Source organism: Amycolatopsis sp. 505 (genome assembly GCF_031625235.1).
GTDB lineage: Bacteria > Actinomycetota > Actinomycetes > Mycobacteriales > Pseudonocardiaceae > Amycolatopsis.
Genome location: NZ_JACKQP010000003.1, coordinates 851,939 through 867,301, shown reverse-complemented (window position 1 = coordinate 867,301; position 15,363 = coordinate 851,939). Strand labels below are relative to the sequence as shown.

12 protein-coding genes are annotated in these 15,363 nt (G+C 71.9%); 3 read left to right on the top strand and 9 right to left on the bottom strand.

Annotation, left to right across the window (positions count from 1 at the left end; genetic code table 11):
* Positions 1-222: 222 nt before the first annotated feature.
* The 6 genes from H5965_RS15630 to H5965_RS15605 all read right to left on the bottom strand — a co-directional run bounded on the left by H5965_RS15630 (position 223) and on the right by H5965_RS15605 (position 6,667).
* Positions 223-1,452: a DUF222 domain-containing protein gene (locus tag H5965_RS15630; RefSeq protein ID WP_310970507.1), complete on the bottom strand. Its 1,230-nt coding sequence runs from the start codon at positions 1,450-1,452 to the stop codon at positions 223-225.
* Positions 1,453-1,572: 120 nt separating this feature from the next.
* Positions 1,573-2,184: a flavin reductase gene (locus H5965_RS15625; RefSeq protein WP_310970610.1), complete on the bottom strand. Its 612-nt coding sequence runs from the start codon at positions 2,182-2,184 to the stop codon at positions 1,573-1,575.
* Between the two features lie 162 nt (positions 2,185-2,346).
* The gene (locus tag H5965_RS15620; RefSeq protein WP_310970506.1) at positions 2,347-3,153 is read right to left on the bottom strand and encodes a xanthine dehydrogenase family protein subunit M; all 807 of its coding nucleotides are present in this window, start codon (positions 3,151-3,153) and stop codon (positions 2,347-2,349) included.
* Entirely contained in the window at positions 3,150-3,620 is a 471-nt protein-coding gene (locus H5965_RS15615; RefSeq protein WP_310970505.1) for a 2Fe-2S iron-sulfur cluster-binding protein, read from the bottom strand. Before H5965_RS15615 ends, H5965_RS15620 begins: the two co-directional genes overlap by 4 nt.
* Complete coding sequence (locus H5965_RS15610) at positions 3,617-5,881, bottom strand: xanthine dehydrogenase family protein molybdopterin-binding subunit (RefSeq protein WP_310970504.1); 2,265 nt, start codon at positions 5,879-5,881, stop codon at positions 3,617-3,619. Before H5965_RS15610 ends, H5965_RS15615 begins: the two co-directional genes overlap by 4 nt.
* 30 nt (positions 5,882-5,911) lie before the next feature.
* On the bottom strand, positions 5,912-6,667 hold the full coding sequence (locus tag H5965_RS15605; protein ID WP_310970503.1) for a sulfite exporter TauE/SafE family protein: 756 nt from the start codon (positions 6,665-6,667) through the stop codon (positions 5,912-5,914).
* 90 nt (positions 6,668-6,757) lie between these two features.
* Between H5965_RS15605 and H5965_RS15600 the strand changes: the two genes are divergently transcribed.
* Both H5965_RS15600 and H5965_RS15595 read left to right on the top strand, forming a co-directional pair.
* Positions 6,758-7,342 (top strand): dihydrofolate reductase family protein, encoded by a 585-nt coding sequence (locus H5965_RS15600; protein WP_310970502.1) that lies wholly within the window; start codon positions 6,758-6,760, stop codon positions 7,340-7,342.
* Positions 7,343-7,493: 151 nt separating this feature from the next.
* On the top strand, positions 7,494-8,525 hold the full coding sequence (locus H5965_RS15595; RefSeq protein WP_310970500.1) for a LacI family DNA-binding transcriptional regulator: 1,032 nt from the start codon (positions 7,494-7,496) through the stop codon (positions 8,523-8,525).
* 5 nt (positions 8,526-8,530) lie between these two features.
* Here H5965_RS15595 and H5965_RS15590 read toward each other — a convergent pair whose 3' ends face one another.
* Positions 8,531-10,234, bottom strand: coding sequence for a discoidin domain-containing protein (locus H5965_RS15590; protein WP_310970499.1), 1,704 nt, complete (start codon positions 10,232-10,234; stop codon positions 8,531-8,533).
* Positions 10,235-10,680: 446 nt separating this feature from the next.
* Between H5965_RS15590 and H5965_RS15585 the strand changes: the two genes are divergently transcribed.
* Positions 10,681-12,891, top strand: coding sequence for a discoidin domain-containing protein (locus H5965_RS15585; protein WP_310970498.1), 2,211 nt, complete (start codon positions 10,681-10,683; stop codon positions 12,889-12,891).
* Here H5965_RS15585 and H5965_RS15580 read toward each other — a convergent pair.
* Together H5965_RS15580 and H5965_RS15575 are read right to left on the bottom strand one after the other, a co-directional pair.
* Positions 12,793-14,328: an FAD-dependent monooxygenase gene (locus H5965_RS15580; protein WP_310970497.1), complete on the bottom strand. Its 1,536-nt coding sequence runs from the start codon at positions 14,326-14,328 to the stop codon at positions 12,793-12,795. The two genes, H5965_RS15585 and H5965_RS15580, sit on opposite strands and share 99 nt — an antisense overlap.
* Positions 14,325-15,287, bottom strand: a complete 963-nt coding sequence (locus tag H5965_RS15575) for an MBL fold metallo-hydrolase (protein ID WP_310970496.1) — start codon at positions 15,285-15,287, stop codon at positions 14,325-14,327. Before H5965_RS15575 ends, H5965_RS15580 begins: the two co-directional genes overlap by 4 nt.
* Positions 15,288-15,363 lie beyond the last annotated feature (76 nt).

Here is a 15,363-nt window from a genome sequence, read left to right as displayed (position 1 = left end):
CGCGCCACGGCGGACGGGATTGCGCGGCGATGGGCGAACTGTGCAGCGACGGAGCGAGGTTCCGCGGCGACGAGGCGAGGTTCTGCGGCGATGGGCGAGGCTGCACGGCAATAGGGCGAGATTGCGCGGCGATGGGGTGCAGGTGCGTGGCGTTTGCGGGCGGGGGTTGTGGGTGTAGGCCCGTAGCCGTGTGGCTGCGGGCCTTTCCCGTTGTTCGTTGGCTCAGGCTGCGAATGGGAGGGGTTCGTGAAGGTTGTTGCGCCGGGGTTTTCGGCGCCGGTCGAGGAACGTGGGTGGGAGGAATTCGGGCAAGCCGTCGGGAGCGATGCGAACTTCCCAGCCTGAGCGGTGCAGCAGCCGATGGTGGTGGGCGCACATCAACACCAGGTTGTTGAGATTGGTCGGGCCACCGTCGGCCCAATGCCGGATGTGATGGCCCTGGCAGTGGCGTGGTGGGCGGTGGCAGCCGGGGAAGGCGCAACCTCGGTCTCGTAGGAACAACGCCCGGCGGAGTCCGGCGGAGATGAGGCGGCGGAGGCGACCCAGGTTGAGCGGCTCACTCTTCGCACCCAGCACGGCGGAGATGATCATGGCGTCGCAGGCGTGGACCCGGGCTTCGGCGGCGGTCATGGTCCCGGTGTCGCCGAGCGTGGCCTGACCGGTGCCGGACTGCAGGTCGGTGAGGGAGACCGCGACCATGACGTGAGCCCGTTCCCCGGCCTGCATCGGCAAATCCGGGGAATTCAACGCCAGGTCGACCGCGTCGGAGAACGCATCGCCGTAACGCTGCGGCATCGCACGGTGGTCGGGGCCGTCGTCACCGGTGCGGCGCTCCGCCAGCGCATCGAGCAGAGCGCTGGCGCGGGTGCCGGTCTCATCGTCGAACTTACCGTTCAACACCCACACCCCGGATCTTCGACGCCGCAGGAACAACTCCCGAACCGGGACGACCGGCTCAGTGTCCTCGGGCTCGGCACCATCAGGGTTGAGATGAGCAAGGATCCGGGCACCGAGAACCGCCACCTGCTTGTGCCCGGCCTCGGCCGCGAACGCCAACAGATCAGCCTCGACGCGGTCACGATGCTCAGGCGGCACATCGGCCAGCACCCCGGTAATCGTGTCGATCATCGGAGCACTCAGAGACCCAGACCGGGCCGCAACACCCGTGCCCGGCGCCAACGCCGGGATCGGGGTGCCATCCAGGTTACGGCCCGGATTCACCAAGCGGGCACGCCTCACCAGACGTTCCGCCGCCGACCTCGGAAGGTCACCGAGATGCTCCAGCAACCGGGCGACAGACCGGTAGCCGAACACCTCCATCACCCCACGCTGCTCGATCTCCACCACCAGCGCCCCCAGCTCCGCCTCAGCAGACCGCATACACGCGAGCAACTCACCGAGACGGTCGGCGAAAGCCACCGCCTCGGCAGACGAAGAACCGCTGTCGGACATAGATCAAGATTACCCGACCATCGAACACAAGTTCACCACTCGAACGGGTACGAATCCAGGACCGCAAGCCACCGAAAACCCAAGCTCGGCAACCAGAACCCAAAGCACCAAGATGAAGGCTCAAGAAGCAACCCGGCGAGCCCGTTCGATATCAGGCCCCCGGTAGAGCCGCTCAGGGATCCGGGCCAAAGTGGACGGATGGACCTGCTCCCCCAGCCCGTAGAACTTCTGGAAGCTCATGATCAGCGGCCGCCAGGCGTCCGGGTCGATCCGGTCCTCGGTCCCCGCCATCCGGATCGACTCGTGCACGAAGACCCGCTGTACCCGGACCTCGAAGGACACCACTCCCCCGTCCGAACCCACCGGGTGCACCTCCTCGACGACGACCTCCATCGCCACCGGGCACTCGGCGACCCGGGGCGGCGCGACCGTCGACGAGGCCACCGCCGTCAGTCCGGCGCGGCCGAACTTGTCCGCCACGTGGAAGTATCCCCGCTCCTGCTTGCCCGCGGGCACCGGGTCCGATCCGGTCGTCAGCGCCAGCCGATCGACCGCCGCGGCCATCGACGACGAAGGCAGGTTCAGCACGCCTTCGCGGCTGCGCAACAGGTTCTGCGCCGTCCGGGAGCGGACGCCGAGGCCGAGTACCGCCCGCCAGCCGAGCCAGAACGCCGATGACATCGGCGCCAGATTGACCGATCCGTCCTCGTTGGTGGTGGAAATCAACACCACGGGCGTACCGAAATACAGAATACCGGGCTCGATGGCCGTGTGCTCGTTCACCCCACCGATCCTGCCGTCCACTGGGGACGGACCGCTGGCGGGAATCGGCCATCGCAATCACCAAAAAAAGGGGCGGCACCCGCAAGCAAGTGCCGCCCCCGGTGACGAGACTCAGCGAGAGGCCAGCGCCCGCCGGGTCAGCACGCGCGCGAGGTGACGGCGGTACTCCGCCGTCGCGTGGGGCTCGTCCGGCGGGTTGGTCCCCTCAGCCGCCAGCTCCGCCGCCTCGTCGATCGACGCCCCGGCCGCGAGCGCCTCCTCCGTGGCCGTGGCCCGCAGCGGCACGCCGCCCATGTTCACCAGGCCGACGCGGTCGCCGGCCACCGTCACCCCGACCATCGCCCAGTCGATCGCGCGGCGGGTGAACTTCCGGAAGCCCCATCCCTGCCCCGTCTGGGCCGGGAGGCGGATCTCCGTCAGCAGCTCCGCCGGCTCCAGCGGCGTCGTGAACGGGCCCAGGAAGAACTCCGAGGCGGGGATGCGGCGCTCCCCCGCCGGCCCGCGGGCCACCAGGACCGCGTCCGAGGCCAGGACCGCCGCCGGGAGGTCCGCCGCCGCGTCCGCGTGGACCAGGGAACCGCCGATCGTGCCGCGGTGGCGGACCTGGCGGTCGCCCACCTCGCCGGAGACGTGCGCCAGCAGCGGCGCGTGCTCCAGCAGCACCGGGTCCTGCACCAGCGCGCTGTAGCGGGACAGCGCGCCGATGACGACCTCGTCGCCCTCCAGGCGGACGTAGCGCAGCTCGTCGAGCGGGCCGATGTCCACCAGGTACTCCGGCGCGGCCAGGCGCAGCTTCATCAGCGGCAGCAGGGAATGCCCGCCCGCCAGCACCTTCGCGTCGTCGCCGTGCGAGGCGAGCAGCGAAAGTGCTTCGTCCACTGTGGACGCGCGTAGGTACTGGAACGAAGCTGGGATCACCGGTCCACCTCCTGGCCCGACGCGTCGATCACGGCGCTGACGATGTTGTGGTAGCCGGTGCAGCGGCAGAGGTTGCCCTCGAGCCCGGCCCGGACCTCGTCGCGCGTCGGCTTCGGGTTGTCGGCCAGCAACGACACCGACGCCATGATCATCCCCGGGGTGCAGAACCCGCACTGCAGGCCGTGCTGCTCCTGGAACGCCCGCTGCACCGGGTGCAGCGAACCGTCCGAAGAGGACAGCCCTTCGACCGTCGTGACGGCGTGGCCGTCGGCCTGCGCGGCCAGCACCGTGCAGGACTTGACCGACTCGCCGTCGAGCAGCACCGTGCAGGCGCCGCAGGACGTCGTGTCGCAGCCGACGTTCGTGGCGGTCAGGCCGGCCGTGTCGCGCAGGAAGTGCACCAGGAGCGTCCGGTCCGGCACCTCCTCGGTCAGCGGCCGCCCGTTGACCTCGATCGAGACCTTCACTGCGCGCTTCCCTTCCGAGCTTCTTCCAGTGCGGCCCAGACCCGGATCGGGGTCGTGGGCATGTCCAGGTGCTTGACGCCGCGGGCCGACAGCGCGTCCACCACGGCGTTGTGCACCGCCGGCGTCGAACCGATCGTCGCCGCCTCGCCGATCCCCTTGACGCCCAGCAGGTTCCGGTCGGTCGGGGTGGCCATCTCGACCAGCTCGAAGTCCGGCAGCTCGGCGGCGGTGACGAACGAGTAGTCCGCCAGGGTCGCGGTCGTCGGGTTGCCGTCGTCGTCGTAGGTGACGACCTCCATCAGCGCCTGCGCCGCGCCCTGCCCGAGCCCGCCGTGGCGCTGGCCGCGGAAGGTGAGCGGGTTGACGATCGGGCCGGCGTCGTCGACGGCGACGATCCGGCGCAGCTCGACCTTGCCGGTCTCGGTGTCGACCTCGACCACGGCCAGGTGCGCGCCGAACGGGAACGTCGGCGCGCCGCCGCCGAACCAGACGTCGGCCGAAAGCTTGCCCTCGCTCGCCGTCTCGGCGACCTGCGCCCAGCTGAGCACCGTGCTCGACGGCGCGCCGCGGACCTGCCAGACGCCGCGATCGGCGTCCAGTTCGAGGTCGTCCGGTGCCGCTTCCAGCAGGTCGGCGGCGAGCTGCCGGGCCTGGGCGATCACCTCGTCGGCCGCCTGCCGGATCGCCGAGCCGCCGAGCTGCAGCGACCGGGAGCCGAACGTGCCGACCGCCTTGGGCACCTCGTCGGTGTCGCCGTGCCGGACGGTGATCTTGTCGAGGGAGACGCCGAGCTGGTCGGCCAGGAGCATCGCCAGCGACGTGCCGAGGCCCTGCCCGTGCGGCGAGCTGCCGGTCCACGCGACGACCGAGCCGTCCGGGTGGATGTCGACGCGGCCGCTCTCGCCGCCGCCGTCGCCACCGGTGATCTCGACGTAGGCCGCGATGCCGAGGCCGAGCTCGACCGGGTCGCCCGCCTCCCGCCGGCGCCGCTGCTCGGCGCGCAGCTCCGCGTACCCGGCGGCGTCCAGGGCCTTGTCCAGCGCCGCCGCGTACTCGCCCGTGTCGTAGGACGCCCCGGTCGGCGACTGGTAGGGGAACTCGTCCGGCCGGATGAAGTTGACCCGGCGGACTTCGGCCGGGTCCAGCCCGATCTCGGCGGCGAAGCGGTCCATCGCCCGTTCGACCGCGGCCGTCGCCTCCGGGCGGCCGGCGCCGCGGTAGGCCCCGATCGGCGTGGTGGTGGTGACGACCGCGCGGCTGCGGGTCTCGACCTTCGGGAACCGGTAGACGCCGACGGCCATCAGCTCGGTCAGCGTCGGCAGCAGCAGCATCCGCGGGTACGCGCCGGCGTCCTGGACGACGTCGAGGCGGTACGCCAGCACCGTGCCGTCGCGTTTCCCGCCGATGGTCACGGTGTTGCGCTGTGCGCGCCCGTGCGTCATGGCCGTGAGGTTCTCGCTGCGCGACTCGACCCAGCGCACGCCCCGCCCGAGCTGCTTCGCGGCCCAGCCGAGCACGGTCGCCTCGGGGTCCGCGCCGATCTTCGCGCCGAAGCCGCCGCCGACGTCCGGCGCGATCACCCGCACCGACTCTTCGGCCACGCCGAGGCTCCCGGCCAGCTGGCTGCGGGCCATCTGGGCGTTCTGGGTGGACAGCCAGGCCGTCAGCCGGCCGTCCTCGCCCCACACGCAGGACGCACCGCGCACTTCGAGCGGCGCCGGTGCGACGCGCTGGTTGAGGATGGTCTCGGTGACGACGACCTCGCAGTCCTCGAAGATCGCGTCGTCGAACTCGGCCGCTCCCTTGACCTGCACGACGTTGCTGTCGCGGTCGGGGAACACCAGCGTCTCGCCCGCGAGGGCCGCGTCGATCGACGCGACGGCGTCGAGCGGCTCGTAGTCGACGTCGACCAGTTCGGCCGCGTCGGCCAGCTGGTAGCGCTCTTCGGTGACGACCAGCGCGACCGGTTCGCCGACGTAGCGCACCACCTCACCGGCCAGCCACGGTTCCGGCACCGGCCCCGCCGGGTGCGGGGGCAGCCCGAGGTCCGCGGCGGTGAACACGCCGAGCACGCCCGGCGCCTCCTTCGCCGCGCTCACGTCGATGCCGCCGATCCGCGCGTGCGCGATCGGACTGCGCACGAACACCGCGTGCGCGGCCCCGGAAAGCGCTTCCGTCCGCAGGTCGTCCACGTAGGTGCCGCCCGCGGTGATCAGATTCCGGTCTTCCCGGCGGACCACCCTGGTCCCGACAATGCTCATCTGGTCTCCTGCTCGCCGATACCCCGCCGATCATGCCCGCAGGCCCAGGACGATCGCCAGGCCCAGTCCGCCTATTCCGATCGCGATGCGCAGCGGGGTGGCCGGCAGCCGCCGCACGAGCGCGGACCCCAGCCAGGAGCCGCCGAGCGAGCCGAGGCAGACGGCGAGCGCAGCCGGCCAGACGACCTTGCCGGTGACCGCGAAGACGATCGCGGCGAGCAGGTTCGCCGAGCCGGTGACCAGGTTCTTCGCCGCGTTGGTGCGGGCCAGCGGCTGGCTCCAGACGGTGGCCAGCAGCGCGAGCATGAGCACGCCCGCGGCGGCGCCGAAGTAGCCGCCGTAGATCCCGATCAGGAACGCGACCACGCCGGTCACCGGGCTGAGGCCGTGGTGTTCGGCGCCTTCGGCCAGCCGGCGCAGCCGCGGCCCGGCCATCAGCACCAGCGATGCCCCGCCGATCAGCCACGGCACGATGACGGTGAACGCGCCGGACGGCGTCAGCAGCAGGATCAGGCCGCCGCACGCGCCGCCGACGGTGGTGATGGCGCAGAGCGGGAGGAGCCGGCGGCGCTGCCCGGCCAGTTCGGGACGGGCGCCGGCCGCGGCGCCCACGGTGGTGCCGAGCATGGCGACGGTGTTGGTGACGTTGGCGGTCACCGGCGGCAGCCCGGCGGCCAGCAGTGCGGGGTAGGACACCAGCGACGCGAGCCCGGCGGTCGCCCCGGTCAGGCCGGCCCCGACGCCGGCCAGCACGAGCAGGAGCAGCACCCACGGGTCGATGATCACGTTGTCATCTCACCACGCGCCCCGGCGGTCGATCCCGGCCGCCGCCGTTCGTCTGGGCGGTGACACCTCCCCGGAGCGAAAGGACCTTCGATGCGTTCGATCACCGTCACCATGAGCGTCACCCTGGACGGCGTCGTGCAGGGCCTCGGCCGTCCCGACGAGGACACCCGCGGCGGCTTCGCGCACGGCGGCTGGGGCACGCGGTACCAGGACGACGTCCTGGCCCGGGAGATGGGCCGGGGCATGAGCAAGCCCGGTGACATGCTGCTCGGCCGCCGCACCTGGCAGGACTTCACCACCGCCTGGAGCCGTCGGACCGACGGGAACCCGTTCACCGCGCACCTGAACGCCGTCACCAAGTACGTCGCCTCGACCACCCTCGAGGACGCCGGGGCCTGGGAGAACTCGGTCCTGCTGCGGGGCGACGCCGTCGCGGAGGTGGCCGAACTGAAGAACCGGCCCGGCCGCGACCTGTCGGTCATCGGCAGCGCGTCGCTGGTGCGAAACCTGCACGCCGCCGGCCTGGTCGACCGGTACACCCTGCTGGTCCACCCGCTGACGCTCGGCACCGGAGCCCGGCTCTTCGGCGACGGCCCGCTCACCGAGTTCGACCTCACCGGCTGCGTTCCGACGACCAAGGGCGTGCTGATCGCGCACTACGAGCGCCGGGTATAGGTCGTTATACGCAGCCAGTGTCCACATCGGACCGGAGGCCGCCGCGGCGGCGATGTCGTCCGCACTTGATCGATCTCGCACCGGTCGCGGCGGGCCCGCGGGCGAGTACCTTGTCACCACGGGGCTTTCCACCGCCCGATCGGGAGGACGGATGCGCGTCACGATCGCCGAGGTCGCCCGCCGCGCGCGGGTGAGCAAGACGACCGTGTCGCGGGTGCTCAACAACAAAGCCGACGTGGACGCCGCGACCGCGATCCGGGTGCGCGAGGTGATCGCCGCGACCGGGTACATCCCCAGTGCCGGCGCGGTCGGGCTGGCCCGCGGGGTGACGCGCACGGTCGGGATGCTGGTGCCGGGGCTGACCTGGCCGTGGATGGGCGAGGTGCTGCAGGGCGTCGCCGACGTCGTGGAGTCGAAGGGCTACGGCCTGCTGCTGTCCACCGCCAACCGCGGCGCCGACTCCCTCGGCGAGTTCTCGCGCCAGGTGTCGGCGAAGGCGTTCGACGGCCTGCTGCTGGTGGAACCGCCGGACGCGGTGCGGCACCTGCGCGTGCTGCACGACTCCGGGCTGCCGGTGGTGGTGATCGACGACCGCGGCCGCCGTCCGGCGTTCCCGTCGGTGGGCACGGACAACCGGCAGGGCGGCGCGGCCGCGGCCCGCCACCTGCTCGGCACCGGCCGCACCCGGCTCGCCACGGTCACCGGGCCGCGCGACTTCGGCTGCACCGCCGATCGCCTCAACGGCTTCAACGAGGCCGTTCTCGACGCCGGTCTGACCCTCGACTCGCGGCTGATCATCGAAGGCGACTTCACGAGCGAAAGCGGGGAGGCGGCGATCCTCCAGCTCCTCGAAACGGGCCCGGAGTTCGACGCGGTCTTCGCGCACAACGACCTCACGGCCGCGGGTGTGCTGGCGGGTCTGCGCAAGGCGGGCCGCGCGGTGCCGGGGGACGTCGCCGTGGTCGGGTTCGACGACATCCCCCTGGCCGCGCACACCCAGCCGCCGCTCACCACGATCCGCCAGCCGCTGCGGCAGATGGGCGAGACGGCGGCCGGGCTGCTGCTCGACCGCCTGGCCGGCGCGCCGGCCCCGGAGGCCCCGCTGATCGTCCCGACGGCACTGGTGGTCCGCGAGTCGACGCAGCCGGTCAGCGCCCCCGGGGGCGGGGACTCACCGGGGTAACCGCCTCACTGGTACACCCGCACGTAGTCGATCACCATGTCCTGCGGGAGAACCGTCCCCGCGCCCGGCGGGCCGGGGAAGTCGCCGCCGATCGCGTTGTTGAGGATCAGGAAGAACGGGTGGTCGTAGACCCACGGCCCGCGCGTGCTCTCGACGGTGTCCCGGTCGATCGTCTGGAACGGGGTGCCGTCGACGGAGAAGGTCATGTGGGTGGCGTCCCAGTCGAGGCCGAAGCGGTGGAAGCCCGCCGAGACGTCCTGGCCGAGGTCGTAGGGCGCGCCGACACCCCCGGCGCCATTGTAGGCCGGGGCGTGGATCGTCGAGTAGGCCAGGTTCGGCGCCTTCCCGACGTGCTCCATGATGTCGATCTCCCCGCAGTTCGGCCACGGCGTGCCGCTGAAGAAGTTCGCGCCCAGCAACCAGAACGCGGGCCAGAGGCCCTGCGTGCCGGACACCTTGATGTTGGCCTCGACGTGGCCGTAGGTGAAGCTGAACTTGCCCGCGGTGTTGAGCCGGCCGGAGGTGTATTGGCAGGTCGTGCTGCCGCTGATCGGGTCCGGCGGGCAGGCACTGCCCGGCGTGGCTTCGCGGCGGACCTGGATGACGAGGTTGCCGCGGCCGTCCTGCTTGGCGTTGTTGTTGTTCGTGTAGTACTCGAGCTCGTTGTTGACGCCCGGCCCGGTCTCGGCCGTCCACTTGCTCGCGTCCGGGGCCGCGCCCGCGGCGCCGTTGAACTCGTCGCTCCAGACCAGCGTGCCCGGGAAGTGCGGCGCCGGTGGTGCGGGCGGCGGCTGCGTCGGGTTGCCGCCGGTGCCGTAGACGTCGAAGCCCCACAGCGAGTAGCCGTAACCGTTGGAGCGGGCGGTGCCGTACATCCGGACGTACCGCCCGGATCCGTTGACGGTCAGCGTCTCCTTGAACCCCTTGCCACTGGCGGTCGAGTAGATCGGCGTCCAGCCGGCGTTGTCGTTCGAGACCTGGAGCTGGTAGGCGACCGCGTAGGCCGGGTCCCACTGCAGGACGACCCGGTGGATCGCCGCGGGCGCCCCGAGGTCGACGGTGATCCAGCCGGGGTCGACCCAGCCGGTGGTCGCGCTGGTCGCCCAGCGCGTGGCCGGGTCGTGGTCGAAGGCCTTCGCCGGGACGCAGCCGGGGCAGGCACCGTCGTCCTGGTACGAGGACGCCGTGCCGGACTTGCCGTAGGACAGCAGGACGTCACCGGGCTGCGTGGTGCCGCCGCCGTAGACCTGGAACTCCCAGAGCGAGTAGCCGTACTGCGTGGCGCGCTGGGTGCCGGTGAGCCGGACGTACCGGCCGCTGCCGGTGACGGTCAGGGTCTGCGTCCCGCCGGTCCCGGTCGTGGTGGCGTAGAGGGAGGTCCAGGTCGTGCCGTCGGCGGACGCCTGGAGGGTGAAGGCCTTGGCGTAGGCGGCTTCCCAGTTCAGGACGACCTGCGAGAGCTGCTGGTTCGAACCGAGGTCGACCTGCAGGGTCTGCGGATCGGAGAAGGCGCTGGACCAGCGCGTCCCGGGATCGCCGTCGACGGCGGCGGTCGCCGGGAACGCGGCGGACTCGGCCGACGACGCCGTCACCGGACGGCCTTGCGAGAGCAGGACGGGCGCGGCCCGGGCGACGGGAGCGGTCAGCAGAGCGGCCAGGGTCAGGGCGAGGACGGTGAGAACCCGGATCCTCGGCATGCGGCGTTGCATGGGCACCTCCACGGCGAACCGGCGCCGGGACGGCGTTGCCCCGGCGCGGATCGGCTCACGTGGCCCGCGGCGCGGGTGTGGGTCCCGGCCGACGGCACGCTCTTAATTCAAGGTATAAATAAAGAGTCGTAAAATGTCAACGGGCACTGGGCCGGGGGAAGGAATCCGCGCCGGATCCTTGACTCCGCCGAGTCCCGCGCTGTTAACTGCGATCTCACCGACGGAACCGGTTCCGTGACCGCCAACCGGAACGGCTCCGCCGCGCCAAACCCGTTCGGGCTGACCGGTTCGCGCCGGCACCCCACCCGGCACCGCTCCTCCGGCTCACGGTGCCCGGGCGGGGCTGCGGGCGCGCACCCGCCGCACCACCCGACACCGGCGCGAGCTGTGGGGCTCGCCCGGTCCGCCGCCGTTCCCCTCGTCCTCCCGATCCAGCAGGCAGGCTCATGAGATCAACGACGTTCTCCCCCGTGCACCGCCTCCTCGTCCTCGCGACCGCCGTGGCCGCCGCGCTCGCCACCACGGTGGTGGCCGGCGCCCCGGCGCGGGCCGCCGCGTGCGGCACCACGAACCTCGCGCAGGGCCATCCCGCGACCGCCTCCTCGACCGAGAACGGCGGGACGCCCGCGTCCGCCGCGGTCGACGGCAATCCCGGAACGCGCTGGTCCAGCGCGTTCAGCGACCCGCAGTGGCTGCAGGTCGACCTGGGCTCCGCGCAGCAGCTCTGCGACGTGGTCCTCAGCTGGGAAGCCGCGTACGCCCGCGCGTTCACCGTGCAGCTCTCGGCCGACGCGGCCACCTGGACCACCGCGTACTCGACGACCACCGGCACCGGCGGCACGCAGACCGTGCCGCTGTCCGGCACCGCGCGGTACCTGCGCGTCCACGGCACCCAGCGGGCGACCGGCTACGGCTACTCGCTCTGGGAAGCCGCCGTGCACGGCACCGGCGGCGGCACGACCATCCCGCCGACCGACCCGCGCAACCCGGACTTCGGGCCGAACGTGTCGGTGTTCGACCCGTCGACCCCGGCCGCGACGATCCAGAACCGGCTGACGCAGCTGGCGAACCAGCAGCACACCAACCAGTTCGGCAACGAGCGCTACGCCGTGCTGTTCAAGCCGGGCACCTACAACGCCGACGTCAACCTCGGCTTCTACGAGCAGGTCGCGGGCCTGGGCCTCTCCCCCGACGACGTCAACCTCAACGGGCACGTCCGCGTCGAAGCGGATTGGCTGCAGCAGGGCGACAACCCGAACAACAAGGGCAACGCGACGCAGAACTTCTGGCGCTCGGCCGAGAACCTGTCGGTGACGCTGCCGGCCGGCCAGGTCGAACGCTGGGCGGTCGCGCAGGCCGCGCCCTACCGCCGGATGCACCTGCGCGGCAGCCAGATCCAGCTCTGGAACGGCGGGGACGGCTGGGCCAGCGGTGGCCTGATCGCCGACAGCAAGATCGACGGCGTCGCCGTTTCCGGATCCCAGCAGCAGTTCCTGACCCGCAACAGCGAGCTCGGCGGCTGGCAGGGCGGCGTCTGGAACATGGTGTTCGTCGGCTCGACCGGCACCCCGCCGGCGTCCTTCCCGAACCCGCCGGAGACGGTCGTCGGGCAGACCCCGGTGATCCGCGAGAAGCCGTTCCTCTACGTCGACGGCGGCGGGAGCTACAACGTGTTCGTGCCCGGGCTGCGGCAGAACTCGTCGGGCACGAGCTGGGGTCACGGGGCTCCGGCCGGGCAGTCGATCTCGCTGAGCGAGTTCTACGTGGCGCATCCGTCCGACTCGGCCGCGACGCTCAACGCCGCCTTGGCCGCGGGCAAGAACCTGCTGGTGACACCGGGCGTCTACCACCTCGACCAGTCGCTGAACGTCACCCGCCCGGACACCGTGGTGCTCGGCCTCGGCCTGGCGACCCTGATGCCCACCAACGGCACCGCGGCGATCACGACGTCCGATGTGGACGGTGTGAAGATCGCCGGGCTGCTCATCGACGCGGGCGCGGTCAACTCGCCGGTACTCGTCCAGGTCGGCCCGCCGGGCTCGAACGCCAACCACGCGGGCAATCCGACGTCGCTGCACGACGTGTTCTTCCGGATCGGCGGCGCGGCCGTCGGGAAGGCCACGCAGACCCTGGTCGTCAACTCGAACAACGTCCTCGGCGACCACATGTGGCTCTGGCGCGGCGACCACTCCTACGGCGTCGGCTGGAACGTCAACACCGCGGCCAACGGCCTGGTCGTCAACGGCGCCAACGTCACGATGTACGGGCTGTTCGTCGAGCACTACCAGCAGTACGAAGTGCTCTGGAACGGCAACGGCGGGCGGACGTACTTCTTCCAGAACGAAATGCCCTACGACCCGCCGGACCAGGCGTCCTGGTCCAGCGGCGGCGGCCGGCAGGGCTGGGCGGCGTACAAGGTGGCCGACTCGGTGACCAGCCACGAAGGCTGGGGCCTGGGCAGCTACTGCTTCTTCAACACCAACCCGTCCATCGTGGCCGCTCATTCCTTCGAGGTGCCGAACACCGGCGGGGTCCGGTTGCACAACCTCGTCTCGGTGTCACTCGGCGGCGTCGGCACGATCGCCCACGTCGTCAACGATGCGGGTGACGCCGCGAACACCGGGCACCAGGTGAGCCCGCTGGTCTCCTACCCGTAGCACCGCGGCGACGTACGCGTCCGGGCGGACCAGCCAGGCTTCGCCCGGACGCGCACCCAGCGCCCCGCCCACCGGGATCCGCACCGACCGCACGCCGGGCGCCCGCACCCCGGGGGTGGTCAGGACCAGGAACCCCTGCCGGGCCAGGTCCCGCAACCGTCCACCTTCGACGGTCACGTCCGGGAGCAGCACGCCCGGTCCCGGCGGCGGCAACGCTCCCCGCGGCGGCCGTCCCGCGAACGGCCGTTGCGGATCGGGCGTGGTCAGCGGCGAATCGGCGTACCAGAACGGTTCGGCCAGCCGGCCCGAGTCGACCTGCGCGCAGGCGTCCGGGTCGTGCTCCGCCCGGGTGAGGACGTCGAGCCGGCGACGGCGCTGCTCCTCGTCCTGGGGCACCAGGAAATCCATCGTGGCGGTGGTGACGGCCGCGTTCTCCACCGCCGCCGCGTGCCGCTCGGTGTGGTAGCTCTCCAGCAGCTCCTCTTCCGCGTCGCCGCGCAGGACGGCGGCCAGCTTCCAGGCCGCGTTCTCGGCGTCGGCCACGCCGGAGTTGAGGCCGCGCGCCCCGAACGGCGCGACGAGGTGCGCGCAGTCCCCGGCCAGCAGCACCCGGCCGACGCGCATCCGGTCGACGAGCCTCGTGTGGAAGCGGTACACCGACCGCCAGGCCACCTCGTACGGCCGGGCGCCGATGATCGCACGGATCCGCCGGTCGAGCGCCCCCTGCGACTCCTCCGCCGCGAGGTCGTAGTCCTCGGGGACCTGCCAGTCGATGCGGAACCGCGAGCCGGGGCACGGGTGGATCAGCACCTGGCGGCCGGGGTTCCACGGCGGGTCGAACCAGAACCGCCGCTCGGCCGCCCAGCCCGGCAGGTCGGCGCGGATGTCGCAGATCAGGAACAAGTCCCGGAAGGACACGCCGGCGAGGTGCTGGCCGAGGGCCAGGCGCACCGCGTCGCCGTGGGCTCCGGTGCAGGCGATCGCGTAGTCCGCTTCGATCCGGCGCGGGCCGTCTTCCGTGTCGCACCGGATCTCGACGCAGCCCGGCTGGGTCAGGCCGGTGACGCGGTGGCCGCGGCGGACGTCGATCAGCGGCTGCCGGGCGATCAGCTCGTCCAGGACCTCCTCGACGCGGGCCTGGGACAGGTTCACGAACGGCGGCAGCGCCGATCCGCCGTCGGGGAGCTGCAGCGAGAACAGTTCGCCGTCGCGGTGGAACGTCCGCGCGGTCGTCCAGGTGAGGCCTTCCTCGGCGAGGCAGCCCGCGCCCAGCGACGCCCAGACGTCCAGGGTGTCGCGCTGGTGGCAGATGCTCTTGGACCCCACGGGGTCGCGCACCTCGTGCTCGTCGACGAGCACGACCGGCACGCCCCGGCGCGCGAGCAGCAGCGCGGCCGTCTGGCCGACCGGGCCGCTGCCGAGGACCGCGACCGTCATCCCTGGAGCCGGTCCCAGACTTCGCGGTCGCGTTCGGCCGTCCACACCACCGGCCGCTCGATCCCGGACAGCTCGTCCCACAGGCGCGAGACGTCGAAGGGCAGGCAGTGCTCGAAGATCGGCCAGTGGCCGTACCGGTCGTTCAACGCCGCGTGCGTGCGCTCGAAGGCCTCCTTGAGGGTGCCGCCGGCGTCGCGGACCGCGCCGACCTCGCGGAGCATCGTGGTCAGGAAGTGCCGGGTCTGCGCGATGGCGGCGTCGACCGCTTCGCGGCCGCGGCTGACCCCGCCGCGGCCACCGATCAGGGTCTCGGCGGCGAAGGCGGCCACCCGGTCCAAAGTGGACGAGGCCCAGTCGCGGTGGAACGCGTCGCCGGTGTACAGCGCGGCTTCGGCTTCGACGAGGTCGCCGGCGTAGAGGATCCGCTGACGCGGCAGCCAGGCGACGATGTCGCCCTCGGTGTGGCCGCGCCCGCAGTACTGCAGCACGAGGTCGCCGCGGTCGCCGCCGAGGTCGATGGTGAGCCGGTCGGAGAAGGTCAGCGTCGGCCAGGTCAGCCCGGGCACCGAGTCCGCGCCCTTCGCCAGCCGCGGCATCCGGCCGAACTCGCTCTCCCAGTCTTCTTTGCCGCGCTCGGCGACCAGGGCGCGGGTGTTCTCGTGCGCGACGATCACTTCGGCGTCGAAGGCGGACGCGCCCAGCACGCGCACGGCGTGGTAATGGCTGAGCACCAGGTACCGCACCGGTTTGTCGGTGTGCTCGCGCAGTTTCGCGAGCCACTCCGCGGCCGCGACCGGCGTGGCCAGCGCTTCGAAGCAGACGAGGAAGTCCTCGCCCTCGATGGCGCCGATGTTCGGGTCGCCTTCGGCGGTCAGCGCGTAGACGCCGTCGGCGAGGACTTCGAGGGTCTGCGCTTTCTCCGCCAGGTCGGCCGAAGAGGCGAAGGCTTTCTTCGTCACGGCGAGCGCTCCTTGATCGTCAAAGGATTGACTATCCGGCCAGGCTAGCCCGCCGGACCGCCGCGGGGAACCCCGT

Coding starts and splice junctions, on each gene's coding strand:
- H5965_RS15630 (WP_310970507.1), bottom strand. CDS start 1,452: ATGTCCGACAGCGGTTCTTCGTCTGCCGAGGCGGTGGCTTTCGCCGAC.
- H5965_RS15610 (WP_310970504.1), bottom strand. CDS start 5,881: ATGAGCATTGTCGGGACCAGGGTGGTCCGCCGGGAAGACCGGAATCTG.
- H5965_RS15600 (WP_310970502.1), top strand. CDS start 6,758: ATGCGTTCGATCACCGTCACCATGAGCGTCACCCTGGACGGCGTCGTG.
- H5965_RS15595 (WP_310970500.1), top strand. CDS start 7,494: ATGCGCGTCACGATCGCCGAGGTCGCCCGCCGCGCGCGGGTGAGCAAG.
- H5965_RS15590 (WP_310970499.1), bottom strand. CDS start 10,234: ATGCAACGCCGCATGCCGAGGATCCGGGTTCTCACCGTCCTCGCCCTG.
- H5965_RS15585 (WP_310970498.1), top strand. CDS start 10,681: ATGAGATCAACGACGTTCTCCCCCGTGCACCGCCTCCTCGTCCTCGCG.
- H5965_RS15580 (WP_310970497.1), bottom strand. CDS start 14,328: ATGACGGTCGCGGTCCTCGGCAGCGGCCCGGTCGGCCAGACGGCCGCG.